Below are 23,879 nucleotides of genomic sequence, written 5' to 3'. Positions count from 1 at the left end.
ACGGCACGAAGCGGAGTGATATCGATGACCAAGGGCACGATGAACCGTCGCCATGCGCTCAAGCTCGGTTTGGCAGGGGCGGGCGGCGCGGTGGCGATACCGTTCTTCGCGCGCAACGGCCTCGCGGCGGAGCCGATCAAGCTCGGCAGCCTCCTCGACGGGACCGGGGCGCTCGGGCTCGAAGGCAAGCGGATGATCGAGACCACCGAATACACGGTGGAACTGCTCAACAAGGCCGGCGGCCTGCTCGGACGGCCGATCAAGCTGATCGCCTACGACACCCAGTCCAACATGCAACTCTATACGCAATACGCCCAGACCCTCGCCCTGAAGGACAAGGTCGACGTCATCCAGGGCGGCATCACCTCGGCCTCGCGCGAGGCGATCCGGCCGATCTTCGGCCGCTCCAAGACCCTCTATTTCTACAACACCCAGTACGAGGGCGGCGTCTGCGACCGCAACGTCTTCTGCACCGGCTCGACCCCGGCCCAGACCGTCAACCACATCGTCGATTACGCCCTCAAGAACTGGGGCAAGAAGGCCTACATCGTCGCCGCGGACTACAATTACGGCCACATCACCGCGAGCTGGATGACGAAGTTCATGAAGGATGGCGGCGGCTCCGTGGCCGGCACCGACTTCTTCCCCCTCGACGTCACGAACTTCTCCTCCGCCATCAGCCGCATCCAGCAGGCCCAGCCGGAGATCGTCCTCTCCGCCCTCGTCGGCGCCAACCATTCGGGCTTCTACCGCCAGTGGGACGCCGCCGGCATGAAGGGCAAGATCCCCATGGGCGCCAGCGTGTTCGGCCTCGGCGACGAGTTGACCACCATGGACACCTCCACCACCAACGGCATCCTCACCTGCTACGGCTGGTACAACGACCTCGACACGCCCGCGAGCAAGGCCTTCGTCGCCGGCATGCAGGCCAAGTTCGGCGCCGACGTCACCGATCTGAGCGAGCTCGACACCGCCACCTACGAAGGCATCATGTTCTGGGCGGAGGGGGTGAAGAAGGCCGGCTCGATCGAGCGCGACGCCGTCGTGGCGGCGCTGGAGAGCGGCATCAGCATCGACTCGCCCACGGGCAAGGTGACGATGGATCCGGGCACCCACCACACCATCCGCAACACCTATCTCGCCCGGCCCAAGGACCGGAAATGGGAGCAGCTGGCGACCTTCCCGGATTCGTTCCCGGCCGATACCGGCGGCGCCTGCGACCTCGTGAAGAACCCGCGCATGAACAAGCAGTTCACGCCCGACCTGAAGGGCTGAGGCGCCTCTTCATGGATCTCGCGGGGCTCCTGACCTTCAACGTCCTCACCGGCATCGCCACCCTGGTCCTGATCACCCTCGGTCTGGGGGTGATCTACGGCATGATGCGCATCATCAACCTGGCGCATGGCGAGTTCATGATGCTCGGCGCCTACACCGCCGTGATGGCGAACGGTGCCGGGGTGAACATCTGGATCGCCATGCTGGTCCTGCCGCCCCTGGTGGTGGGGGCGGTGGGGCTGATCCTCGAACGCACCGTCATCCGCTTCCTCTACGGGCGGATGATGGACACGATGCTGGCGACCTGGGGCATCAGCCTCGGGCTGATCGGCCTCATCACCACGCTCTACGGCAACGTCGTGCGGGGCGTCTCGACGCCGGTCGGGAGCTTCGAGATCGGCCGCTACGGCGCCAGCCTCTACAGCCTCGTCATCGTCGCCACGGCGCTCGCCGTGCTGACGGGCATGTTCCTCCTGCTGCGCATGACGAAGTTCGGGCTGATCCTGCGCGCCACCATGCAGAACCCGCGCATGGCCGCAGCCATGGGCGTGTCGCCCGACCGCATCTACATGGCGACGTTCGGCCTCGGCGCGGCCCTCGCGGGGCTGGCCGGCGGCGTGCTCGCGCCGATCTCCGGCGTCTCCCCGTCCATGGGGGCGGCCTACATTTCCCGCGCCTTCATCACCGTGCTCGGCGGCGGGCCGGCCATCGTCACGGGCACGGGCCTCGCCTCGTCGGTGTTCGGCGTCATCAACGAACTGGTCTCGTTCAGGACCACGCCCGTCATCGGCGACGTCGCCCTCCTCGTCGCCGCGATCCTGCTGATCCGCGTGCTGCCGCAGGGCATCACCGGCCGCTACCTGAGGCGCAGCCTATGAATCCCGTCGCCCGCCGCTCCGCCATGGGGTTCCTCGTCACCCTCGGCGTCATGCTCGGCATCCTGTTCGGGGCGCCGCACGCCCTCGACACGTTCGGCCTCGTCCAGGCCACGGGCTTTGCAGCACTCGCCATGTTCGCCCTGAGCCAGGGCTTCATCTGGGGCTATGGCGGGGTGATGTCCTTCGGGCAGGCCGCCTTCCTCGGGCTCGGGGGCTACGCCTACGCCGTCTCCGTCATCAACATGGGCGACAGCACGCTGCCGATCCTCATCGCCATCCTGGTGCCGACCCTGTTCGCGGGGCTGCTCGGCTACTTCATGTTCTACGGCCGGATCTCGGACGCCTATATCGGCGTCATCACGCTCACCGTCTCGGTGATCCTGTTCCAGCTCGTGAACACCACCTCCGGCAGCCAGTACCGGATCGGCGAGGCGGAACTCGGCGGGTTCAACGGCATCCCGGCGATCCCGGCGCTGAACAAGCTCGGCGACGCGGGCAACCCGCTCGACAATGACGGCGTCTGGTACGCCGCCATGGGCGCCCTGATCCTGGTCTACGCGTTGTTGCGCTGGGTGCTGGCCAGCCGCTTCGGCCGCGTCGTGGTGGCGATCCGCGAGAACGAGACCAGGGCGCAACTCATCGGCTACGATCCGCGCCTGTACAAGCTCCTCGCCTTCATGATCTCGGGCGCCGTCGCCGGGCTCGCGGGCTGCCTCTACGCCAATTGGGGCGGCTTCATCAGCCCCACCGTGTTCGGCCTGTCGATGTCGGCGCAGGTGATCATCTTCGTGCTGGTGGGCGGCCTCGGCACCCTCGTCGGCCCGATGCTCGGCGCGGTGCTGATCCAGTGGCTCATCATCGAGGCCGGCTCGCAGAACGTCGTCGATTCCAATCTCGGCCTCGGCATCGTCCTCGTGGCGTTCGTCCTGCTGATCCCGCAGGGGCTTTTGCCGGTGGTGAGGACCCTGCTGATGCGCCTTCCCGAACTCCCCGCCAAGCTCTTCAAGGCCAAAATCGTCGAGGCGAAGGCGGGCAAACCCGCCGATCCCGCCCGCGAGGCGCTGGCAGGGGAGGTCCGGCCATGAGCATCACCACGACAGCGGCGGCGCCGGCTTCCCCGGTCCGCCCGCCGCTTCGCCCGCTCGTCGAGGCCAAGGGCGTCACCATGCGCTTCGGCGGGGTGACGGCGGTGGGCAATGTCGACTTCACCCTCGGCGAGGTGGAGCTGCGCTGCCTCATCGGCCCCAACGGCGCGGGCAAGAGCACCTTCTTCAAGATGCTCACCGGGCAGTTGACGCCCACCGAGGGCCGCATCCGCTTCCGCGACACGGACATCACCGGGGCCGAGCCGCACCGGATCGCGAGGCTCGGGGTCGGCATCAAGACCCAGGTGCCCAACGTCTTCAACGGCCTGTCGGTGCGCGAGAACGTGTTCGTGGCGGCCGGGCGGCGCAAGTCCATCGCCCGGACGCGGTCCATCGTCGACGAGACCCTGACCCGGCTCCAGCTCACGGCCATCGCCGAACGCAATGTCGGCCAGCTCGCCCACGGCCAGCGCCAATGGGTCGAGATCGCCACCGTGCTGGCCCAGGAACCGGAGCTGATCCTCCTCGACGAGCCCGCCGCCGGCATGACCCATGACGAGGTCCACCGCACCGCCGAGCTCATCCGCGAGATCAACCGCACCCATGCCCTCATCGTGGTGGAGCACGACATGCCCTTCATCCGGATGATCGCCAGGACCGTCACCGTCTTCAACCAGGGCCGCATCCTGATGGAAGACAGCGTGGAACGGGTGCTCGCCGACCAGCGCGTCCGCGACGTCTATCTCGGCAAGCAGGCCGCATGAGCCGCGCCATGAACGCGATCGAAACGCTGCCGCTCTCCTCCAGCCCGGACGCCAACGCCATGGCGGCACGGCCCGCCCTCCTGTCCGTCGAGGGCCTGCATTCCGGCTACGGCCGCATCCCGATCCTCGGCGGCGTATCGCTGACCGTGGGGGAGGGCGAATTCGTGGGCATCCTCGGCCATAACGGCATGGGCAAGACGACCCTGCTGCGCACCCTGATGGGCTACCTCCCCGTCACCGCCGGCCGCATCCGCCTTGGGGACGAGGACATTGCCCGGCGCTCGCCCACGGCGCGGGCGCGGCTCGGCATGGGTTTCGTGCCGCAAGGGCGGGAGATCTTCGCGACCTTGAGCGTGCGCGAGAACCTGCGCATGGGCTGTCTTCTCTCCGACAGGGACGAGGACGAGACCATCGCGGATAGCCTCAGCGTCTTCCCCCGGCTGAAGGCCTATCTCGACCGGCCGGGCGGGGCACTCTCGGGCGGCGAGCAGCAATTGCTGGCGCTGGCGCGCTGCCTGTGCGGCAATCCCCGCATCCTCCTCCTCGACGAGCCGACGGAGGGCATCCAGCCCTCGATCATCGAGGAGATCATCGAGACGCTGCAGGCGATCGGCCGGGCGCGCGGCCTGACGATCCTGCTCGTCGAGCAGAACCTCACCTTCATCGCCGGCCTCTCCGAGCGGGTGCTGATCCTGCAGAAGGGCGTCGTCACCCGTGAGATCCCGCCCGAGATCGCCCGCGACCGGGCGATGATCGAGGAATTCGTCGGCATGGAGTGAGGCCGCCGGCCTCATCCCGTACAGTCCTTCCATCCATTCCAACCAAGGAGACATTGCGCGATGGCCGCCGCCCCGACACCAAGCCCCGACCTCGACATCGTCGAGATGACCCTGGCCGACGTGGCCGACGCTTTCGCCAGCGGCGTCACCTCGGAGGCGTTGACGCTGGCCTTCCTCGACCGGATCGCCGCCTACAACCCGCATTACAACGCCATCATCGTCATGAACCCGCAGGCGCTGGACGACGCCCGCGCCATCGACGCGCGCCGCGCCGCCGGCGAGGCGCTGGGACCGCTGGCCGGCGTGCCGGTGGTGATCAAGGACCCGATGGACATGGCCGGGCTGCCGACCACGGCGGGCTGGCGCTTCCTCAGCGCCAAGGCCGGCGGCGTCGACCTGATCCCCGAGACCGACTCGCCCGTCGTGGCGCGGATGCGGGCGGCCGGCTGCGTCATGCTCGGCAAGACCAACGTCCCCGTCCTCAGCGCCACCGGCAGCCACGCCAACGACAGCTGGGCCGGACCGACCCTGAATTCGGCGGCGCCCGATTGCCTGCCCGGCGGCAGCAGCGCCGGCACGGCCACGGCGGTGGGCGCCAGCCTCGCGGTGCTCGGCCTCGCCGAGGAGACCGGCGGCTCGATCCAGAACCCGGCCTCGGCGCAGGGACTGGTCGGCATCAAGCCGACCTTCGCCCTCGTCCCCAATGCCGGGGTGGTGCCCCTGGCCGGCAGCACCCGCGACGTGGTCGGCCCCATCGCCCGCTGCGTGCGCGACGCGGCGCTGACCCTCGACGTGCTGGCCGGCTACACCGCCGCCGACCCCAAGACCGTGGCCGGCATCGGCAAGCGGCCCAAGGGCGGCTACACCTCGAAGCTCGACAGGAACGGGCTCCAGGGCAAGCGCCTCGGCCTGTTCGGACCCGGCTGGCGCGACCTGCCGCTCTCGGCGGAGGCGACGGACCTCTACGCGCGGGCGCAGAGCGAGATTACCGCCTGCGGCGCGACCCTGGTCGCCGATCCCTTCGCCGGCACGGGCTTCGCGGCCCTCGCCGAGCCCACCGAGGGCCTGAACTATTTCGATGCCCGCGGCATGGAATCCGTGCCCTACGACCTGCATCTCTACCTGCAGCGCCTCGGGGGGAGCGCCGCGCTGCGGAGCGTCGCGTCCTTCGCCGAGGCGACGGCGGAGGAGGATGCGTTCGGCCCCAAGGGCGTGCTGCGCTACCTGCACCAATATCCGGTCTTCGAGGCGATCCTGGCCGACCCGACGCGGCCGCCCGACCTGTCGGACTTCCTCGCCCTCAGAGAGGCTTATCTCGACATCTTCAACCAAGTGATGGACGAGAACGGGCTCGACGGGCTCGTCTTCCCGCAGATGCGCGATGAACTGCCGCCCCTGCATGGCGGCCTCGCCATCAACGAGACCACGGTCTGCGAGATCAACATCGCCGGCCTGCCCGGCGTCACGCTGCCGGCCGGGGCCTATGCCAGCGGCTCGCCGTTCAACCTGATCTTCGTGGGCCGGATGTGGAGCGAGGCCGACCTCCTCGGCTTCGCCTATGCCTACGAGGCGGCCACCGGCTACCGCAAGGCGCCGAGCCTGGTGAGGCCAAGCTGAGGACGGAGCGCGCCTGACCAGAGGCCCTCCTTCCCCTTGTGGGCTACGATAGTCGCACCTCTCGCGGGCAACACGGGTCCCCTCTCCTGGAAGGAGAGGGAGCCCGTGACGCCTCATGACGAACCCTCTTGAACAGAGGCAACGGCTCTCGACCAGATTTCTGAATCGAGAAGCCCACAAGAGAGATTGGACCTCCCTCAGTCGAGGGTGACACCATCCGCCGTGGCGATCGTCCCGCCCTCGACGACCTCGAGATAGATCCCGAGGTCCACATGCCCGAAATGCTTCATGATGGCTTTCGGCAGGTTCGCGTCGCGCTCGGCGGTCTTCGGGTTGACGTTGACGGCGCCGCAGCGCGGCGTGCGGGCGAGGCCGCGCAGGCGCACCGGGCCGATGCCGAGCGCGCGCCCCACCCAATCGAGCTCCTGCCACGGCTCCAGCCCGTCGAGATGGATGTTGGCGCGGAAGCGCAGGGGATCGAGCTCCCGCCCCGTCGCCTCGGACAGCGCCCGCACCGAGGCGAGGTTCACCACCGAGATCGCGCGCATCATCACCGGTGAGAGCACGCTGGCATCGGTGAACTTGTGGTTCTCACTCCGCACGAGGCGGGGTCGCCCGCGGGTCTCCTCGCCGAGGTAATCGGCGAAGAACGCCTCCGTCCCGGCACGCCCGGCCTCCGTGGACAGGTCGGCGGCGAACACCTCCTCCCCGCCGCGCCGGATCGTCAGGCGATGGCTTTCGGGGTCGAGCCGCGTCGAAAGGGCCGCCAGCGCCGTGTTGTTGCGCAGCATCAGGAAGAAGCCCTTGTCCAGGGGCTCCGGCTTCTCCGGATCGAACCGGGTGGTCCCCAGCGCCAGGGCGTATTCCCGGTCATGGGCGAGCCCGTCCTGCGGGGTGACGCTCAGGCGTGTCAGGGCCTCGGCCGACAGACCCTTGATCGGATAGCGGTAGAGGGCGTCGACGGCGGGCATGGCGGGTTCCTTGGGGATGTTCCCCCCTCGATGCCGGGGGCGGGGCCGATACGCCATACGCTGTTTTGCGCAGGATCCCCGGTGCGATCCCGGCCGTCTCGGCGACGGCGCGGACCGCGGTCGGGCTCCCCCGGATCAGGCCGGCGACGCGGCGGCGGGGGCCGGCCGCGATGCCGCCATATGGGCGTCGATCGCCGCCAGATCGTCGGGGGAGAGGACCCGGCCGGGGATCGGCACGAACACCCGCGTTCCCAGCATGAGAAGCGTCATGTCCGGGGAGGACAGGCGGGAGGTGAACGCGCTCCAGAGATAGCGCGTCTCCCCCTGCGAGGTGGCGATGGTGAAGGCCTCCGGCGCGATGATCGCGCGCCAGGGATGCCGGAACCGCTCGTCCCGCCTCACCGTCATGCCGGCCTGCCAGGGGATCAGTACCCTGGTGATCGCGTGCGGCAGGAGGAGCGCGACGAGGCAGACGATGATGACCCAGCTGACGAAGCCGACGACGTCGTTCTGGGCGAAACCGAAGACCACCATCATGGCCGCGCAGCCGATCAGGAACAGGCGCAGGCGCGGTCGTCTCATCTGGGCCCGGAACGTCGTGCGACCCGCCTCGACGAGGTCGGCCTTGAGAACCTCGTAGACCAGTTCCGTCCTGTTTGCGGCGCCGGGCGCGGGCCGGGACGTGTTCGTTTCGAGCATGACGGGACCTGACGTCCGAACGACGCGATGCGCGCAATGCCGACCTTCTGCCGCGACGGGATCGGTGGTTCAACCCGCCCCGGACCCGCCTGCCTTCTTCCGGCGCGCAGCCGCCCCAAAACGAGAACGGATCCGCCGCCGATCTGCGAGACCGGCGGCGGATCCGTAGCCCTGTCGTCGGTCGCGAGACGCGGTGCCGCGTCTCGGACGGATGAATCAGCCCGGCGCCAGGCCCAGCAGCGTGCCGAGGGGAACGACGAGGGTGAAGCCGCCGTAGAACCCGTCCTTGGCGCGGCGGGCCGTATAGGGGTTGTAGAAGGAATTCGGGTTGACGACGTACTGGACCACCGGCTCGAGGACGACGCCCGCGCCGAGATCGAAATGGGCGTTGACCTCGAACACGAACTTGTCACGCGAATAGGGCTCGCCGGTGCCGCCCGAGATGAAGTTCGCATCCGACAGGAAGTCGGCATAGTTCTGGTTCAGCCGCTGCCAGTTGGCCTTGATGCCGTAGGTGTCGTTGGGACGGCCCTGGTCGGGCGCCGACAGCAGCAGGCCGGCGAAGGAGTTGAAGCGGATCGGGATCGTCGGATCGAAGGCGTAGCCGGTGCCGGTATAGGCCGAGATCGCGGTGGGATGCGGGTTGCTCGCGTCACGCCCGCCATCGGCCCGCCACAGGGTCTGCGTGCCGGTGAGGACGACGCCCGACGTGCCGGATTTCTGCAACGACGGAGTGCCCGGATTGAGGCCCTTCGACGTGCCGGCGATGGTCTTGAAGTTATCGTCGTGGTCGGCGGTGTTGTAGAAGCCGGTGAGCGAGACGCGGCCGGGATAGGCCTCCATCGTGTAGTCGGTCTTGCGGCCGATCTCGGTCATCACGACGGCGCCGGACAGGCGCTCGTAGCCGAAATCGTAGCCCGACAGGACGTTGGTGTTGGGGTTCACGCTGAAAGCGCCGGCCTGGATGTAAGTCGTCGGCGAGAGCTTATAGGCGATGTTGGCGCCCCAGACGCCGAAGAGCGGCGAGGTGAAGCCGGCATTGAAGTAGAACATGTCCTGGAAGCAGGAATTGATCGAGTTGCACGGCGGCAGGCCGTAATATCGGTCGGGATGCGTACGGCCGACCTCCACCACGAGGCGGTCGTCGAGGAGCTTCTGCTGATAGGTCAGCAGCGAGAGGCGGGTGCTGTTGGGCGTGTAGGGCGGCTGGTAGCCCACCGTGGTGTCGCCGATGTCGCCGGCCATGTTGAGGTTGCGCACGAGGCCGAAGAAGGTCTGGGTGAAGTTGATCGAGCCACCGGCGATGCCGGCGAGCTTCTGCATGTCGGCCGTCATGCTGAGCACGAAATAGGCGGCGTTCGATTGCTCGCCCGTGCGCAGGCCGGCGCTCGGATTGGCCTGGTAGAAATCGTAGATGTTGACGTCGAAGGTCAGTCCCCGCGCCGCCATGTCGGTGGCCCAGGGCGCAAGCGGCCCGGTGCGCACGGGATCGGCGGGTTTCGAGGCGATGTCCCGGTCGGTGCGCGGCTGCGTCTGGGCGTTGAGTTCGCCGACGGGCGAGGCGGTCTGAGCCTCGGCGGACAGCATGCCCGCGGCGAGGAACGCACCGCCCAGGAGAACCGGAAGCCCGGTGCGGCGAGCGGAGCGCGCGACGGCGGCGCTCGCGGGTTTCTCTGTCGCGTCTCTCGGCATCGTCGAACGTCCCCCTGCTGCTGTTCCCCGCGCCTTTCGGGTCTCGTGCTCGTCGGAGGAGCCCAGGCGCGGGGAATTGTGAGATTGGGAGGGTTCCGCAAGGCCAGTGCCACAACGGGGAGCGCACTCGAGAAAAGTTCCATTTCTCACCCGAATTCTTTGCACGACACCGGCAGATTGTGTTCTCGACGCTAAACGATTGATATTCAACCAGAAGAAGCAGGCTCAAGAAGCCTGACGCAGCGGACCTGCGGGAGCCGGACGGACAAACCGGGCACGGAAACGGGCATGTGTGATCCCACAGATGGCATAAGGCGGAAAATTCAGGCAAATACTCATAAATCCCACATTTCGGTCAGAATCAGATTGACAGGCGACCTGCGCCGGGGACCTTTCCGCTGAGGTCCGGCCGTCACGTGTCGTCATGGAAAGCGACGCCGGCATCTCTCGTCATCTCGGCTCAGGCAGCGTGATTCTGGCGGCATGATCAATCGGACAGGACAGGCCGCCGCGTTGGATCTGCCCGATCCCGCCCATCCGGCTCCAGCGCGGCTCCCGATCGCCGGAGGGTTCCGGAAACCGGCATCGCTGGCGGCTTCCCCCGGCACGAGCGACGCGATTGCCATCTCCGTGGGAAACACCCTGTGGGACACGTGTTTTCCTGCGGCCTCGGCTCACCAAAATCGCTACTCTTTCGCGGATTGGGGAGACGCCGACGCCGATGCTGACCGACCACCGCTACCAGGAGATCCTGTCCCGTCTGAACGGGACGGGGCGGGTCGGCGTCTCCGACGTGGCCGCTTATCTGCGGGTCTCCGAGGAGACCATCCGGCGCGACCTCAAGGTGCTGGAGGAGCGCGGCGTCCTGCGGCGGATCCACGGGGGCGCCGTGCCACCCCGCCTGGACCAGGACCGGCCGCTCCAGGAGCGGGGCAAGACCAACCCGCGCGAGAAGGCGAAGGTGGCAGCCAATGCCGAGGGGCTGATCCGCGACGGGATGTCGATCTTCATCGACACCGGCACCACGACGCTCGCCTTCGCCCGCCGCCTCAGCGGCCGCAACCTCACGGTGACGACGAATTCCATCGACGTGGCGCTCCATCTCGGCAGCGGCCCCGCCCGGGTGAACCTGACGCCGGGGATGCTGCGGGCGCGGGACAACGCCCTGGTGGGCTACGAGACGGTGGCCTACGCGCAGCGGTTCTATTTCGACATCGCCTTCATGGGTATCGCGGCCTGCGACCTCACCCATGGCTGGATGGATTACGAGGAGCACGAATCCGCCCTGCGGAAGGTGCTGCGGGGCCAGGCGCGCCAGAGCGTGCTTCTGGCCGATTCCCGCAAGTTCGGGCGTCAGGCGAACCTCTGCACCTTCGGCCTCTCGGAACGGCTCACCCTCGTCACCGACCGGCCGCCGCCACAGCCGTTCCTGGATCATTTCACCCAGCATGACATCGATCTCATCAGCTCCTGACGCGGCAGCGACGGCGCGCGCGTTCCACGCGCTCTTCGCGGAGATCTCCGCCTGCGGGGCGACGCCGGGCGGCGGCATCACCCGGCTCTGCGCCTCGGCCGAGGACGGGCAGGCCCGTCGCCTCTTCGCCAATTCAACCCGGGAGGCGGGGGCCGACATCCTCGTGGACGGGGTCGGCAACCAGTTCGCCATCTTCCCCCTCGCGGACGGTCCGGGCGCCCCCCTGGTGATGCTGGGCTCCCATCTCGACAGCCAGCCCAAGGCCGGCCGCTTCGACGGGACCTACGGCGTGGTCGCGGCCGCCGCCATCGGCGCCGCCCTGATGCGGGCGCGGCGCGCTGGCGAGACCTTCGGGGCGGATTTCTGTGCGGTGAACTGGACCGGCGAGGAGGGCGCGCGCTTCCGGCCGAGCCTGCTCGGAAGCGGCGCCTATGCGGGCGCGCGCCGGATCGAGGAGGCCTTGTCCAGCCGCGACGATGCCGGGATCACCCTTCGGGAGGCCCTGGACGGGATCGGGTTCCTCGGCACGGACCGGCCGCCGCCGCTCCCGGCCTGCTATCTCGAACTCCACGTGGAGCAGGGCCTCGTCCTGGAGAAGGCCAAGGCGAGCATCGGCATCGTCACCCGCAACTGGGGGGCGGCCAAGATCGACGTGGTCTTCACCGGCGAGCAGGCCCATACCGGCCCGACCCCGATGCCGCGCCGGCGCGATGCGCTGCTCGCCGCCGCCTATCTCATCGCCGAGGTGAGGGAGATCGCCGAGCGCTGGCCCGGCCGCTTCCATTCCTCCGTCGGCCGCATCCTGGTCGAGCCCAATTCCCCCAACGTGGTGCCCGCGCGGGTGGAACTGAGCGTGGAACTGCGCTCGGCCGACAATGCCCTCCTCACCGATGCGGCCCTCATGGCGGAGGCGGCGATCACGGAAGCGGCGGAGCGCGCAGGCGTCGTCGCGGCGATCCCCGGCCGGACCCTGCGGCCGATCCGCAGCCTGCCGGAGGCCGTGTGCGATCTCGTCGCCGCCTGCGCCGAGGAGACCTCCCTGCGGTCGCTGCGCATGGATACCGTGGCCGGCCACGACGCGATCAGCCTGCTCGGCCAATGCCCCACCGGCATCGTCTTCGTCCCCAGCGTCGGGGGCATCGCGCATAACGAGGCCGAGCTGACGCGGCCGGCCGATCTCGAAGCCGGGCTCTCGGTGGGACTGCTCGCCGCATGGCGCCTGTGCCGCGCCGGCGGATCTCCGGAACGGGCCTTGCTCTTCAGGCGGCCGAACGACGCGTTCGGAGGGGAGCGATGATAGCCTACGGCGAGGCCGGCACCACCTTCGACCACCGCGTGGAGGCCGTCATCGCCACGCGGCCGGACTGGATCGCGCGCCAGCCTCGCTATGGGCTGGCCGCAGCGCCGGTGGCGTCCCCGACTCACCGGGCCGTGGCGTCGGATTGCGTCCGGATCACGTTCCGCGAGGGCGAGCCGGTCTTCCTCAAGCTCCGCCACGCCGACATGGCGGACGACGTGACGCCCGTGGCCGGGCTGGCGGCCCGCAAGGCCGCGCGCCTCGGCGTCGCCCCGGAGGTGGTCCACGAGGCGGACGGAGCGCTCGGCCTCGCCTACCTGCCCGAGCCCTGGCGCTATGCCCGCGTCGGCGACCTTCAGGACGGGGCGGTCCTGGCCGAGGTGCTGGACGCCAAGAAGCGGCTCCATGGTGACGGTCGTCTCGGCCATCGATTCTGCCCCTTCGGGCGGATCGAGAGCCTCGCGGCCGAAGCCCGCGCCGCCGACGCGCCGCTTCCCGACGGGACCGACCGGCTGGTGGCGACGATGGCGCTCGTGCGCGAGGCCATCCATGCGTCGGGGATCGACCTCGCCTTCTGCCACAATGACGGCATCGCCTCGAACGTCATGATCGGGGAGGGCGAGATCCGTCTCGTCGATTTCGACCTCGCCGGCGACAACGACCCCTGGTTCGACGTCGGCGCCCTCCTCAACGAGGCCTGCGCCTTCGAACCCGAGCGGCGCGAGGCGGTGGAGCATTATGCCGGCCGGTTCGACGAGCGCCTCTACAACCGCTGCCGCCTCTACGGCGCGGTCGACGACGTGATGGGCGGCCTCTGGGGCGTCACCCGTGCGGTCACCTCGGCGCGCAGCGGAATCGAGTTCTACAAATACGGAACCTGGCGGCTCCTGCATGCGCGCACGACCATGGGCGCACGCGATTTCGAAAGCTGGCTGCGCCGGCTGTGACTCGATCACTCAAGACGGGGGGCACCGAACGGCGATGAGCTGGACAGGCTTGGGCGACGGCATCAGCGAGGGCGAGCGCGCCCTGGAGGGCGTGCTCGCCGGCATCGCCTCCTGGCAGGGCCGGCCGATGCGCTACCGGCCGGTGGCGGGTGGCATCAGCAACACCAACTGGCACGTCGCCATCGGGGACGCGCGGGATGTCTTCGTGAAGATGCCCGGTCGCGGCACCGAAATGTTCATCACCCGCGACCACGCCAACGAAGCCAGCCGCCGCGCCCATGCCTGCGGCTACGGCGTCGAGGTGATCGACTACCTGCCCGAGGCCGGCGTCGAGATCTTCGCCTTCGTCGAGGGCTACCGCGCCTCCTCGAATCTCGACTTCCTGCGCCCCGCCGTGCGCCACAACGCCGTGCGTGCCCTCAAGGCCTTCAACGATTCCGCGCCGCTCGGGCTGACGAAGACGATCTTCGCGATGATCGAGGAGCATGTGGAGCAGGTCGCGGAGGTGGGTGGCCGGCTTCCCGCCGACCAGGCCCATCTGATGCGCTGCGTGGCCGAGGCGAAGGCGGCCCTGACGGCCTCCGGCCTCGATCTCGTGCCGTGCATGAACGATACGCTGGCCGGCAATTTCATGATCGACGCGGCCGACAGGGTGCTGCTCGTCGACTTCGAATACGCCTCCAACAACGAGCGCGCCTACGAGCTCGCCCTCTGGTTCGACGAGATGGCGTTCCCCGACGCCATCGAGCGCGAGATGATCGAGGCCTATTTCGGCCGCTGGAGCCCCGAGATCGACGCGCGCATCGCGGTCCTGAAGGCGCTGGGCGATCTCAAATGGGCGACCTGGGCGATGATTCAGGAGGCCGTCTCCACCCTCGATTTCGACTATTACAAATACGGAACCTGGAAGCACATGCGGGCCCGCACCCTGTTCCACCATCCCGACTGGCCGCTCTGGCTGAGGCGCCTGTGATGGGCGTGGACGCATTGGCGATCCCGTCCGGGGACGGGGCGACGAAGGCGGATGTCATCGCCTTCGCCCATCGCCTCGCCGATTTCGCCGCCCCCCTCGCCCGGCACTATTTCCGCACCGAACTGCCGGTGGAAGCCAAGGCGGATGCGAGCCCGGTCACGGCCGCCGACCGCGCCATCGAATCCCTGCTGCGCGCCGAGATCCGCAGCGTCTATCCCGACCACGGCATCCTCGGAGAGGAGGAGGGCGGCGATTTCGAACGGCCGCTCACCTGGGTGATCGACCCGATCGACGGGACCAAGAGCTTCATCACCGGCATGCCGCTCTTCGGCACGCTCATCGCCCTGGTCTCGGAGGGGCGGCCGATCGTCGGCGTCATCGACATGCCGGCACTCGGGGAACGCTGGTGCGGCACCGGCGACGCGGCGTGGTTCGGCGCTCTGCCCGCCCGGACGAGCGACAGGCACCTTCACGAGGCCCGCCTGTTCGCCACCTCCCCGGACATCTTCGTGGGCGCGGATGCGGAGGCCTTCGCACGGCTCAGCGGAGCGGTGGGCCTGCGCCGCTTCGGCGGCGATTGCTACGCCTACGGCCTCCTCGCCAGCGGTCATTGCGACCTCGTGGTGGAAGCCGGGCTCCAGGTCTACGACGTCATGGCCCTCGTGCCGGTGGTGGAAGGGGCGGGCGGCGTGATGACAGACTGGGACGGTCGCCCCCTGACGCCCGCCTTCGACGGACGGGTCGTGGCCGCGGCCAATGCCGGCCTCCACGCCGAGGCCCTCCGGCGCCTGCGAGCCTGATCCGCGCTCCTGTCATCCCTCGCTCAAGCTGGTATACTCAATGCCAGATTGACGAGGGGAGATGTCGATGACCGTCCTGTTCCATCATGCGGCCGCGTTCGAGCATCGCACGCCGCACGGACATCCCGAGCGGCCGGAGCGCATGAAGGCGGTCCGGGAGGCCCTCGGGACGGCGGACTTCTCCGGCCTCGACCGTCGCTCGCCGGACGCCGCAGCCCTCGAATCGGTGTTCCTCGCCCATCCCGAGGAATGGGTCCGCGCCATCCTCCGCTCGGTGCCGAGCGAGGGGCTTGCCCATCTCGATTCGGACACGGTGCTCTCGCCGGGAACGATGGATTGCGTCCTGCGCGGTGTCGGCGCGGCGGTGCAGAGCGTCGACCTCGTGATGACGGGTGCCGCCCGCAACGCCTTCTCGGCCATGCGGCCACCGGGGCATCACGCGGAACGCACCAAGGCGATGGGTTTCTGCGTCTTCAACAACGCGGCGATCGCCGCCCTTCACGCCAGGACGGTCCACGGGGCGGAGCGCGTGGCCATCGTCGATTGGGACGTGCATCACGGCAACGGCACGCAGGACATCGTCTGGTCGGACCCGTCGGTGCTGTTCTGCTCCACTCACCAGATGCCGCTCTATCCCGGCAGCGGCGCGGTGTCCGAGGAGGGCGAGCACGGCACCATCGTCAACGCGCCGCTCAAGCCCTTCGCCGATGGCGACGCCTTCAAGGAGGCGATGCGAAGCCGCATCCTCACCCGTCTCGAGGCGTTCAAACCCGACCTCATCGTCATCTCCGCCGGGTTCGACGCCCATTGGCGCGACCCGCTGGCCAACCTGATGCTGGAGGCCGAGGATTTCGCCTGGGCCACGGCCCAGGTGATGGAGATCGCCGACCGCACCTGCGACGGCAGGATCGTGTCGCTGCTGGAGGGCGGCTACGACCTGAAGGGGCTCGGCGATTCGGTCGCCGCCCATGTGTCGGTGCTCATGGGGGCGTGAGCGGAATCGATCCGGGACAGTCGCTCCCGTCAGTACAGCCGAGCTTCGATCAACACAATTCTGTTTGTATGAAAGTACACATATAAGACCGGCAAACTATGTGTGGCGTCGATATGGCAAAGCTGCGTAGAGTCACTAAATAAATCCTCGCCCCACCTTCGACGGGCGGCAGATTTCCTCCCGCATCGTGTCTCCACACGGCGGGATGGGGGTCGGCGAATCGGCTCCTACTCGGCCGCCCAAGAAGGATTGTCTTTCGGACACGCGGTTCGGGGGATGCGGGAGGTTGGCCGTTCAGGTTTCCGACGGCCTACAGACGCTACAGAATGGACGTATGACGCAACTGAGTGCCCCCCGGACGGTCGATCCGGCCCTGGATCCTCGCCAGGACGGTGACGTCTCGGATCTCGGCCCAGATCTGACCGTCTGCGACCGAGAGCCGATCCATGTCCCGGGGGCGATCCAGCCGCACGGGCTCCTGCTGATCGCGGGCGCCGAAGACCAGAGGGTGGTCGGCGGCGCCGGCGACATCGAGGGAATGCTGGCCACGGAATGGACCGGCCGGACGCTGTCGGAACTTCTCGGCGCGACCCATGCCGCTCTCCTTGTCGACGCGCCGCAGGACGAGACCGTCGTGATCGGCCGGGTCGAGGGCCTGCACGCGGCGATGGATGCCACCGCCCGCTTCCAGGACGGCCAATGGCTGGTGCAGCTCGAGCCGCAGGCCGCCCAATGGACCGATGCCGCCAGCCTGCTCGGCTGGCTCGACCGTGCCGGGAGCGCGCTGGAGCGGGCCGCCGACCTCAAGACGCTGTGTGAACGGGCGGCGACGTCGTTCCGTGAGGTCACCGGGTTCGACCGGGTGATGGTCTATCGCTTCCTCGACGACGATGCGGGTGTGGTCATCGCGGAGAGCCGGGTCCCCGAACTCGGCAGTTTCCTGCACCACCACTTCCCGGCCTCCGACATCCCGAAACAGGCGCGGGCGCTCTACATCCGCAACCGCGTCCGGGTGATCCCCGACGTCGCCTATGTGCCGCAGCCGATCCGGCCGAAGGAGCTGTCCCGGCTCGACCTCAGCGATGTCGACCTGCGCAGCGTCTCGCCGATCCACCTTCAATATCTGCGCAACATGGACGTGGCGGCCTCGGCCTCGATCTCCATCGTCAAGGACGGCATCCTGTGGGGGCTCGTGGCCTGCCACCACCGCACGCCCCGCACCCTCGCCTTCGGACAGCGGATGGCCTGCCAGGCCCTGGCGGGGAGCGTCGCGCGCCAGATCAGGTCGCGGGAGGAAGCCGAGGATTACCGCGAGCGGCTCCAGCTGCGCAGCGCCGAGGACGTGGTCTCCGGAAAGGTCCTGGGCGAAGCGCCCCTCTCGGACATCCTCATCGAGACGAGCGAGGACCTGCGCCGCATGCTCGGGGCCGATGGCTTCGCGCTCCTGCAGGGCAGGGATCTCCACCGGACCGGACGCTGCGCCGACGAGGCCGACCTGCGCGAGATCGCCGCCTGGGTCCGAACGGTGGGCGGCGCGCAGGCCCTCCACACCCACGCCCTCAGCAAGCGGTTCCCGCGTGCCGACGCCTATCGCGCCCTGGCGAGCGGTCTCCTCGCCGTGGTCCTGTCGGGGGATGAGCCGATCATCCTGATGTGGTTCCGGGCCGAGCAGATCGAACTCGTGAACTGGGCGGGCAACCCGCACAAGGCCGCCGTCGCCGTCGGCGACACCCTGAGCCCCCGCGCCTCCTTCGAGGCCTGGACCGAGGAGGTCCACGGCCATGCCAAACCCTGGACCCTTCCCGAGATCGAGGCGGCGCAGCGCATCGTCCGCGAATTGTACGAGGCGCGCCAGACCCGGCGCATCCGCGAGCTCAACCGCGAACTCGGCGCCACCGTGGCGGACAAGGAAAGCCTGCTGGTCCAGAAGGACTACCTGATCAAGGAAGTGAACCACCGCGTCCAGAACAGCCTTCAGCTCGTCTCCGCCTTCCTGTCCCTGCAGGCGAGGTCGGAGGGCAACGCGGATCTCAGCAAGTCCCTGGGCGAAGCGCAGCGCCGTCTGTCCGCCGTGGCCCTGGTCCACCGGCGGCTCTACAGCGACGACAATGTCGAGATGATCGATCTCGCGCGCTACCTCGAGGATCTCGTCACGGAGATGAAATCGTCGATGGGACCCGACTGGACGGATCAGTTCAGTACCGATTTCGCCCCCGTGACCATTCCCACCGATGCCGCCGTGAGCATCGGGCTGATCCTGACCGAGCTCGTCATCAACGCCAACAAATACGCCTATGCCGGTGCCGTCGGGCCGATCGCCATCAGCCTCGAACAGCATCGCAACCGCTTCCGCCTGATCGTCGCCGATCAGGGCCAGGGCAAGACCGGCACGCGGAGCGGATTCGGGACGCGGATGCTCAACGCCATGGTCGACCGCCTCGGCGGCACCATCGAGAACACCAACAATCACCCGGGGCTGAGGGTGATCATGACCGCCCCGATCGGCGCGCCCGAGCCGGCCGGCCTGCCGTGAGCGGCGCGGCCCATGCGTCCGCGGCCCCGTCATTGAGCGAACGGCTGCGGGAGGAGACGCGTGACCGTCACGAGGATCTGGAACACCGGCTCGACTGGCGGCGGCGGATGGCGACGCGAGAGGGATACCTCGCTCTCCTCACCCGCTGGTGGGGGTTCCACCGGGTCTTCGAGCCCGCAATCGCCGCGAGCTTCGAACCTGCCTTCGCGCAGCCGCGCGGCAAGCTGCACCTGCTGGAACGCGATCTCGTCCATTTCGGACTGACGAAGGACACGATCGAGGCGCTGCCGCGCTTTGCGGCGGGCACCGGCTTCCATTCACGCCCCGCCCTCCTCGGCGCGCTCTACGTCACGGAGGGCTCGACCCTGGGCGGGCAGGTCATCGCCCATCACCTTCACCGCAGCCTCGGGGCGGAGATCGCATCGGGCGGGTGCGCCTATTACGAAGGCTACGGCAAGCGGGACACGGGGGCGATGTGGGCCTCGTTCCGAACCTTCCTCGACCGGTCCGGCGAGGAAGGCCCACCGCATCACGTGATCGAGGGCGCCCGTTGGACCTTCGACGCCCTCAAGCTCTGGCTCACCGCCGGCCTCCCGCCGGATTCCGGTCGGGCCGAGCCGTCACAGCGCTGATCGTCGAGCCGGATCAGACGGCATCGATCGCGCGTCCGCCATAGGTCTCGAACGACGTCATCACCTTCTCGGTCAGCCCCTCGTCGAACGCGACGGTGACGCGGATCTCGCCCTCCAGGGCGGGCTCGCCCTCGGTGCCTTCCTTCAGGCGGCCATCCTCGATATCGGCCCGCGCCGCCTCGGTCCCGGCGGTGTTGTCGTCGCCGGCGGGGGCGATGGTCACGGCGCTCCGGTCGATCCCGTGTTCCTGGACGATGTGCTCGACTGCGGTCTCGGCATCGCGGCGGCTCTTGAAGTCGGCGGACATCGTCTTCGACATGATCACGGTTTCCGGGGTGGAGGTTGCCTCGAGGCTTTGTGAACCCGCGGCCGTGGGAAAGGTTCAGCACGCGACCTTAGCCGTCCTCGCCGGACAGCACGGGGCGGAGGTGAAGTACGCAGGCGCTATTTCATCTTGGCCACACTCCGGTGGAATCTTGTGTTTCAGGGTCATTCCCCACCAACAGGGCGTCAATTTCGGTGCAAACAAATGTTGTCCATCGCGCAACACGCGGTTAAGTGCGGTTCATGCTTAAGCTCGAATCTCTCCTGGACCGTCTCAAAGCTCGTCAGCGCGCCCTGATCCTGGAAGCGGCGGAGCATGAAACGATGCCGGCCGACAGCACGCTACGCCGCATCGCGGAGCTGGAAAATGCGATCGCCGCGGTGGAAGCCGTCCTCGACGAGACGCGGGCCCTTGCCCGCTAGCGAGCCTCGGACGACGACGTATCCTCGACCGGGCCGCCAGGCAGCGACTCAGGCCCTGATGGCGGCTGCCTTCGTGGCGGGCCTCGCGGCATCGGCGGGAGCCTTTGCTCAGGAGGCGATGGCTCAGGAGGCGCCGGCAGCAGGCGCCGATCTCGATCTCCTGGAGCGGCGCTGGCACAAATGCGTGCGCCAGGCCTTTTCCGGGCAACCCGCCGGCCTGCCGACCCATGCCGCGCAGAAGGCCGCTTTGGCCGAGTGCAAGACCCTGGAGAACAGTTACGTCTCGGCGATGCTGGTCGCCCAGGCGGCCGAGGCCGAGGCCCGTCGACAGGGCAAGCCATCGATCGGCGCGAGGGCCAGGGGCTGGGCCACCTCGCTCCTGTCCTACGTGGTCGACCCGGTGACGTCCTGGATCGACGCCTGGCGCAAGTAGCGCCCCTCGCGCGTCAGGCCACGTCCATCTGCAGGCCGGGCACGGCCGAGAGCAGATCCCGCGTGTAGGGATGGTCCGGCCGGCGGAACAGGTCGGCGGTCGGCCGCTGCTCCACGATCTCGCCGCGATGCATCACCGCGATCCGGTCGCAGATCTTGGCCGCGACGCGCAGGTCGTGGGTGATGAACAGCATGGCGAGGTTCAGGCGCTGCTTCAGATCCTCGAGAAGGTCGAGCACCTGGGCCTGGACCGACACGTCGAGGGCCGAGACGGCCTCGTCGGCGACCAGCACGTCGGGCTCCATGGCGAGCGCCCGGGCGATGCCGATGCGCTGGCGCTGGCCGCCGGAGAAGGCGTTCGGATATCGCTCGGCGGCGCTGGGCGACAGGCCGACGAGATCGAGGAGTTCCCGCGCCCGCTCCCTTGCCTCGCGGACGGGCGTGCCATGGGCGATCGGCCCGGCGGTGATGATCTGCTCCACGGTCCGGCGCGGATTGAGGGAGGCGAAGGGGTCCTGGAAGATCATCTGGATGCGCTTGCGCTCGGCGCGGAGCGCCCGCGGCCCCAAAGCCGTGTAATCCAGCGCGCCGAGGCGGACGGTGCCCCGGTCCGGGTCGATGAGCCGGATGGCGAGGCGCGCCGTGGTGGATTTGCCCGAGCCCGATTCGCCCACGAGCCCCAGGGTCTCGCCGCGCCGGACGTCGAACGCCACCTCCTTGACCGCGTGGACGATGCGCGGCGGCCCGAACAGGCCACGACGCGACGTGTAGGTTTTCGTCAAGCCGATGGCCGAAAGGGCGATGGGCGCGCCCTCCCGTGATGCGCGCTCCGGCGGCACGATGCTCGGCACCGCCGCCAGCAGCGCCTTGGTGTAGGGATGCTGCGGGCTCCTCAGGACCTCGTCGGCGGAGCCCGATTCCACCAGCTTGCCGCGCTGGAGCACCGCCACATGGTCGGCGATGTCCGCGACGACGCCGAAATCGTGGGTGATGAACAGGACGCTCATGCCCCGCCGCCGCTGCAGGTCGCGGACGAGCTTCAGGATCTGCGCCTGGGTGGTGACGTCCAGCGCCGTGGTCGGCTCGTCGGCGACGAGGATCGAGGGCTCGAGGGCCAGGGCCATGGCGATCATCGCGCGCTGGCGCTGTCCGCCCGACAGCTGATGCGGATAGGCGCGCACGATCTGCGCCGGATCGGGCAGGCCGACCTCGGTGGCGAGCGCGATGGCCTTGGCCCGCCGCTCGGCCTTGGTGAGGAGGCCGTGCGCCTCGAACATCTCGGCGATCTGGTCGCCGATCCGCATGACCGGGTTGAGCGCCGTCATCGGCTCCTGGAACACCATGGCGATGCGGCGACCGCGCAAGGCACGCCAGTCGCGCTCGCCGAGGGTGAGGAGATCGCGCCCCTCGAAGAGGATGCTGCCGCCGACGGGGGTCAGGGCGCGCGGCAGCAGGCCGGTGAGCGCATAGGCGCTCATGGACTTGCCCGAGCCCGATTCGCCGACGACGCAGAGGATCTTGCCCGGCATCAGATCGAGGGAGAGATCCTCCACCGCATGCGGCCGGTCCGCTCCCTTGGGCAGGGCCAGGGTGAGGTTGCGGATGCTGACGACAGGCTCGCTCATGGTTCAGGTCTCCCGTTTGGCGTCGCGCTGGCCCAGGATGCCGGGTCCGGTCTCGCCGAGATCCCAGAACAGGCCGGCCATCAGCATCAGCGCCTCGCGGCTCATCGGCCCGAGCAGGTGCTCGTCCGGACCGTGCTGAAGGCAGGCCGGGTAGGAATGCGGCACCCACAGGGTCGGCAGGCCGAGGATCTCGGAAAAGGCGTCGTTGGGCAGCGAACCGCCGAGATTGGGCAGCAGGGCCGGGCGCTTGCCCGTGCTGGTCTCGATGGAGGCCAGCGCCCAGCCGACCCAAGGGTCCTCCACGGGCAGGCGGGTGGCGCGGAACACTTCGGAGCGGGCCGCCCGCACCTCGACCATGGGAAAGCCCTTCGCGTCGAGATGGGCGCGCACGGCCGGGATCAGGCCCTCCCAGTCGGTGCCGACGACGAAGCGCAGCTGCAACGTCGCCTTGGCGTGGGGCGGCACCGCGTTCAGCGGGCCGTCGGGGTCGCCGGTCTTGAAGGCCAGGACTTCGAGGGTGTTCCAGCCGAAGACGCGCTCGGCCGCCGTGAGGCCGGGCTCGCCCCATTCCTCGTCGATCCTCGGCGCGGTGGGGTCGGTGCCCACCGCGATGTCGGCGAGCGCCGCCCGCACGCCCTCGGGGATCGCGGGTGGCCGCAGGGCATCGAGGAGAATCTTGCCGCGCCCGTCGACCAGGGTCGCGATGGCGTTGGCCAGCACCGTGCCGGGGTTGCGCAGCAGGCCGCCCCAATTGCCCGAATGGTGGCTGCCCTCGCGCAGGTTCACGATGAGTTCGAACGTGTAGCCGCCGCGCGAGCCCAGGAAGAGCGTGGGGCGTTCCGCGCTCACCCGTGGCCCGTCCGAGGCGATGAGCACGTCGGCGGCGAGGGCGCGCGCCTCGGCCCGGCACAGGTCGCGCAGACCCGGCGAACCGGATTCCTCGCCCATTTCGATGAGGAGCTTGGTGTTGAAGCCGAGGCGTCCGCCTCTCGCCGCCATCACCGCCTCGAGCGCTCCGAGATTGATGATGTGCTGGCCCTTGTTGTCGGCGGTGCCGCGACCGTACCAGCGGTCGCCCTCGACGACGATCGCCCATGGGTCGAGGCCGTCGCGCCATTGTTCGGGGTAGCCGCGCACGGTGTCGCCGTGGCCGTAGATCAGCACGGTGGGCAGGTCGTCGCCCTCGTGCCGCTCGGCGATGAGGAAGGGGCCGTGCTCGCCGTCGGGATTGTCGAGGATGCGGCCGGTGAAGCCCAGAGGCGCGATGGCGGGCATGAGGAAGTCGGACAGGTAGGCATGGAGCGCCGGCAATTGCCCGGTGGTCTGGCTCTCGGTGGGGCGGGCGACGGCATCCTGCAGGACGGCGCGGAAACCGCCTCCGTCGTAGTGGCGCGCGGCATGCGCGATCGCATCGTGTCGGGACATGGATCCACTCTGTGTCGGGGGAGAATGGGAGCCGAGGGGAGCGCTCAGCGCCGCCCCTCGGGTGCCGTGACGTCGCGCAATCCGTCGCCCAGGAGGTTGATGGCGAGAACGAGGACGAGGAGGGCGACGCCCGGGATGGTGATGACCCAGGGCTGGAAGAACATGTACGGCTTGCCCTCGGCGATCATCAGCCCCCAGGAGGGCAGGGGCGGCTGGACGCCGAGGCCGAGGAACGACAGG

Annotated in this window: 22 protein-coding genes and 1 pseudogene; 16 read left to right on the top strand and 7 right to left on the bottom strand. The window is 68.7% G+C overall.

From position 1 onward, the window contains the following. The first annotated feature begins 24 nt into the window (after positions 1-24). From MBTS_RS12430 to MBTS_RS12405, 6 genes are read left to right on the top strand one after another with little or no spacing between them, the layout of a single operon-like run. Positions 25-1,275 carry an urea ABC transporter substrate-binding protein gene (locus tag MBTS_RS12430; RefSeq protein ID WP_192215780.1) on the top strand — a complete coding sequence of 417 codons (1,251 nt, stop codon included), beginning with the start codon at positions 25-27 and terminating at the stop codon, positions 1,273-1,275. Positions 1,276-1,286: 11 nt separating this feature from the next. Then, positions 1,287-2,153 (top strand): branched-chain amino acid ABC transporter permease, encoded by an 867-nt coding sequence (locus MBTS_RS12425; protein ID WP_056146837.1) that lies wholly within the window; start codon positions 1,287-1,289, stop codon positions 2,151-2,153. After that, on the top strand, positions 2,150-3,238 hold the full coding sequence (locus MBTS_RS12420) for a branched-chain amino acid ABC transporter permease (RefSeq protein ID WP_056146835.1): 1,089 nt from the start codon (positions 2,150-2,152) through the stop codon (positions 3,236-3,238). Before MBTS_RS12425 ends, MBTS_RS12420 begins: the two co-directional genes overlap by 4 nt. Beyond that, positions 3,235-4,002, top strand: coding sequence for an ATP-binding cassette domain-containing protein (locus MBTS_RS12415; protein WP_056146833.1), 768 nt, complete (start codon positions 3,235-3,237; stop codon positions 4,000-4,002). Before MBTS_RS12420 ends, MBTS_RS12415 begins: the two co-directional genes overlap by 4 nt. Before the next feature lie 59 nt (positions 4,003-4,061). Further along, the gene (locus tag MBTS_RS12410; RefSeq protein WP_056147164.1) at positions 4,062-4,781 is read left to right on the top strand and encodes an ABC transporter ATP-binding protein; all 720 of its coding nucleotides are present in this window, start codon (positions 4,062-4,064) and stop codon (positions 4,779-4,781) included. Positions 4,782-4,841: 60 nt separating this feature from the next. Further along, positions 4,842-6,398, top strand: coding sequence for an amidase (locus tag MBTS_RS12405; RefSeq protein ID WP_147833177.1), 1,557 nt, complete (start codon positions 4,842-4,844; stop codon positions 6,396-6,398). A gap of 197 nt (positions 6,399-6,595) precedes the next feature. Here MBTS_RS12405 and MBTS_RS12400 read toward each other — a convergent pair whose 3' ends face one another. From MBTS_RS12400 to MBTS_RS12390, 3 genes are all read right to left on the bottom strand, one after another. Further along, complete coding sequence (locus MBTS_RS12400; protein ID WP_192215779.1) at positions 6,596-7,369, bottom strand: MOSC domain-containing protein; 774 nt, start codon at positions 7,367-7,369, stop codon at positions 6,596-6,598. Between the two features lie 135 nt (positions 7,370-7,504). After that, complete coding sequence (locus MBTS_RS12395) at positions 7,505-8,068, bottom strand: YcxB family protein (RefSeq protein ID WP_192215778.1); 564 nt, start codon at positions 8,066-8,068, stop codon at positions 7,505-7,507. A gap of 216 nt (positions 8,069-8,284) precedes the next feature. After that, complete coding sequence (locus MBTS_RS12390; RefSeq protein WP_056146824.1) at positions 8,285-9,760, bottom strand: carbohydrate porin; 1,476 nt, start codon at positions 9,758-9,760, stop codon at positions 8,285-8,287. Positions 9,761-10,481: 721 nt separating this feature from the next. Between MBTS_RS12390 and MBTS_RS12385 the strand changes: the two genes are divergently transcribed. The 8 genes from MBTS_RS12385 (at position 10,482) to MBTS_RS12350 (ending at position 19,410) form a co-directional block, all read left to right on the top strand. After that, complete coding sequence (locus MBTS_RS12385; RefSeq protein WP_056250938.1) at positions 10,482-11,234, top strand: DeoR/GlpR family DNA-binding transcription regulator; 753 nt, start codon at positions 10,482-10,484, stop codon at positions 11,232-11,234. Beyond that, positions 11,209-12,531 (top strand): Zn-dependent hydrolase, encoded by a 1,323-nt coding sequence (locus MBTS_RS12380; RefSeq protein ID WP_192215777.1) that lies wholly within the window; start codon positions 11,209-11,211, stop codon positions 12,529-12,531. The genes MBTS_RS12385 and MBTS_RS12380 overlap by 26 nt, the downstream gene beginning before the upstream one ends. Next, a complete protein-coding gene (locus MBTS_RS12375) occupies positions 12,528-13,478 on the top strand; it encodes a phosphotransferase family protein (RefSeq protein ID WP_192215776.1) in 951 nt (316 codons plus the stop codon). Before MBTS_RS12380 ends, MBTS_RS12375 begins: the two co-directional genes overlap by 4 nt. Positions 13,479-13,512: 34 nt before the next feature. Beyond that, the gene (locus MBTS_RS12370) at positions 13,513-14,451 is read left to right on the top strand and encodes a phosphotransferase (RefSeq protein WP_192215775.1); all 939 of its coding nucleotides are present in this window, start codon (positions 13,513-13,515) and stop codon (positions 14,449-14,451) included. Further along, the gene (locus tag MBTS_RS12365) at positions 14,451-15,251 is read left to right on the top strand and encodes an inositol monophosphatase family protein (RefSeq protein ID WP_192215774.1); all 801 of its coding nucleotides are present in this window, start codon (positions 14,451-14,453) and stop codon (positions 15,249-15,251) included. The genes MBTS_RS12370 and MBTS_RS12365 overlap by 1 nt, the downstream gene beginning before the upstream one ends. Before the next feature lie 67 nt (positions 15,252-15,318). Then, positions 15,319-16,245, top strand: coding sequence for a histone deacetylase family protein (locus MBTS_RS12360; protein ID WP_192215773.1), 927 nt, complete (start codon positions 15,319-15,321; stop codon positions 16,243-16,245). Between the two features lie 334 nt (positions 16,246-16,579). Then, the gene (locus tag MBTS_RS12355) at positions 16,580-18,778 is read left to right on the top strand and encodes a histidine kinase dimerization/phosphoacceptor domain -containing protein (protein ID WP_192215772.1); all 2,199 of its coding nucleotides are present in this window, start codon (positions 16,580-16,582) and stop codon (positions 18,776-18,778) included. A gap of 32 nt (positions 18,779-18,810) precedes the next feature. Next, positions 18,811-19,410, top strand: a complete 600-nt coding sequence (locus MBTS_RS12350) for a biliverdin-producing heme oxygenase (RefSeq protein ID WP_210322779.1) — start codon at positions 18,811-18,813, stop codon at positions 19,408-19,410. Between the two features lie 13 nt (positions 19,411-19,423). Here the strand turns inward: MBTS_RS12350 and MBTS_RS12345 are convergent, their stop codons facing one another. Further along, positions 19,424-19,729 carry a hypothetical protein gene (locus tag MBTS_RS12345; RefSeq protein ID WP_192215770.1) on the bottom strand — a complete coding sequence of 102 codons (306 nt, stop codon included), beginning with the start codon at positions 19,727-19,729 and terminating at the stop codon, positions 19,424-19,426. Positions 19,730-19,977: 248 nt separating this feature from the next. Between MBTS_RS12345 and MBTS_RS12340 the strand changes: the two genes are divergently transcribed. Together MBTS_RS12340 and MBTS_RS12335 are read left to right on the top strand one after the other, a co-directional pair. Continuing rightward, a complete protein-coding gene (locus tag MBTS_RS12340) occupies positions 19,978-20,157 on the top strand; it encodes a hypothetical protein (protein WP_056146803.1) in 180 nt (59 codons plus the stop codon). Between the two features lie 58 nt (positions 20,158-20,215). Continuing rightward, positions 20,216-20,590 (top strand): hypothetical protein, encoded by a 375-nt coding sequence (locus tag MBTS_RS12335; protein WP_056146802.1) that lies wholly within the window; start codon positions 20,216-20,218, stop codon positions 20,588-20,590. Positions 20,591-20,603: 13 nt separating this feature from the next. On the opposite strand, the gene MBTS_RS12330 is transcribed toward MBTS_RS12335, so the two are convergent. From MBTS_RS12330 to MBTS_RS12320, 3 genes and pseudogenes are all read right to left on the bottom strand, one after another. Next, positions 20,604-22,214: an ABC transporter ATP-binding protein gene (locus MBTS_RS12330; protein ID WP_056146800.1), complete on the bottom strand. Its 1,611-nt coding sequence runs from the start codon at positions 22,212-22,214 to the stop codon at positions 20,604-20,606. Positions 22,215-22,217: 3 nt separating this feature from the next. Then, positions 22,218-23,639: a M20 family metallopeptidase gene (locus MBTS_RS12325; RefSeq protein WP_192215769.1), complete on the bottom strand. Its 1,422-nt coding sequence runs from the start codon at positions 23,637-23,639 to the stop codon at positions 22,218-22,220. Positions 23,640-23,683: 44 nt separating this feature from the next. Beyond that, a pseudogene (locus MBTS_RS12320) lies at positions 23,684-23,879 on the bottom strand (ABC transporter permease); the annotation flags it as partial.

The sequence above is a fragment of the Methylobacterium bullatum genome, assembly GCF_014845095.1.
In the GTDB taxonomy this organism is placed as follows: domain Bacteria; phylum Pseudomonadota; class Alphaproteobacteria; order Rhizobiales; family Beijerinckiaceae; genus Methylobacterium; species Methylobacterium bullatum.
Note: the sequence above shows the minus strand (reverse complement) of the source record. Positions and strands in the feature narration are given on the sequence as shown.

Coding starts and splice junctions, on each gene's coding strand:
- MBTS_RS12430 (WP_192215780.1), top strand. CDS start 25: ATGACCAAGGGCACGATGAACCGTCGCCATGCGCTCAAGCTCGGTTTG.
- MBTS_RS12425 (WP_056146837.1), top strand. CDS start 1,287: ATGGATCTCGCGGGGCTCCTGACCTTCAACGTCCTCACCGGCATCGCC.
- MBTS_RS12420 (WP_056146835.1), top strand. CDS start 2,150: ATGAATCCCGTCGCCCGCCGCTCCGCCATGGGGTTCCTCGTCACCCTC.
- MBTS_RS12415 (WP_056146833.1), top strand. CDS start 3,235: ATGAGCATCACCACGACAGCGGCGGCGCCGGCTTCCCCGGTCCGCCCG.
- MBTS_RS12410 (WP_056147164.1), top strand. CDS start 4,062: ATGGCGGCACGGCCCGCCCTCCTGTCCGTCGAGGGCCTGCATTCCGGC.
- MBTS_RS12405 (WP_147833177.1), top strand. CDS start 4,842: ATGGCCGCCGCCCCGACACCAAGCCCCGACCTCGACATCGTCGAGATG.
- MBTS_RS12400 (WP_192215779.1), bottom strand. CDS start 7,369: ATGCCCGCCGTCGACGCCCTCTACCGCTATCCGATCAAGGGTCTGTCG.
- MBTS_RS12395 (WP_192215778.1), bottom strand. CDS start 8,068: ATGCTCGAAACGAACACGTCCCGGCCCGCGCCCGGCGCCGCAAACAGG.
- MBTS_RS12390 (WP_056146824.1), bottom strand. CDS start 9,760: ATGCCGAGAGACGCGACAGAGAAACCCGCGAGCGCCGCCGTCGCGCGC.
- MBTS_RS12385 (WP_056250938.1), top strand. CDS start 10,482: ATGCTGACCGACCACCGCTACCAGGAGATCCTGTCCCGTCTGAACGGG.
- MBTS_RS12380 (WP_192215777.1), top strand. CDS start 11,209: ATGACATCGATCTCATCAGCTCCTGACGCGGCAGCGACGGCGCGCGCG.
- MBTS_RS12375 (WP_192215776.1), top strand. CDS start 12,528: ATGATAGCCTACGGCGAGGCCGGCACCACCTTCGACCACCGCGTGGAG.
- MBTS_RS12370 (WP_192215775.1), top strand. CDS start 13,513: ATGAGCTGGACAGGCTTGGGCGACGGCATCAGCGAGGGCGAGCGCGCC.
- MBTS_RS12365 (WP_192215774.1), top strand. CDS start 14,451: ATGGGCGTGGACGCATTGGCGATCCCGTCCGGGGACGGGGCGACGAAG.
- MBTS_RS12360 (WP_192215773.1), top strand. CDS start 15,319: ATGACCGTCCTGTTCCATCATGCGGCCGCGTTCGAGCATCGCACGCCG.
- MBTS_RS12355 (WP_192215772.1), top strand. CDS start 16,580: ATGACGCAACTGAGTGCCCCCCGGACGGTCGATCCGGCCCTGGATCCT.
- MBTS_RS12345 (WP_192215770.1), bottom strand. CDS start 19,729: ATGTCGAAGACGATGTCCGCCGACTTCAAGAGCCGCCGCGATGCCGAG.
- MBTS_RS12340 (WP_056146803.1), top strand. CDS start 19,978: ATGCTTAAGCTCGAATCTCTCCTGGACCGTCTCAAAGCTCGTCAGCGC.
- MBTS_RS12335 (WP_056146802.1), top strand. CDS start 20,216: ATGGCGGCTGCCTTCGTGGCGGGCCTCGCGGCATCGGCGGGAGCCTTT.
- MBTS_RS12330 (WP_056146800.1), bottom strand. CDS start 22,214: ATGAGCGAGCCTGTCGTCAGCATCCGCAACCTCACCCTGGCCCTGCCC.
- MBTS_RS12325 (WP_192215769.1), bottom strand. CDS start 23,639: ATGTCCCGACACGATGCGATCGCGCATGCCGCGCGCCACTACGACGGA.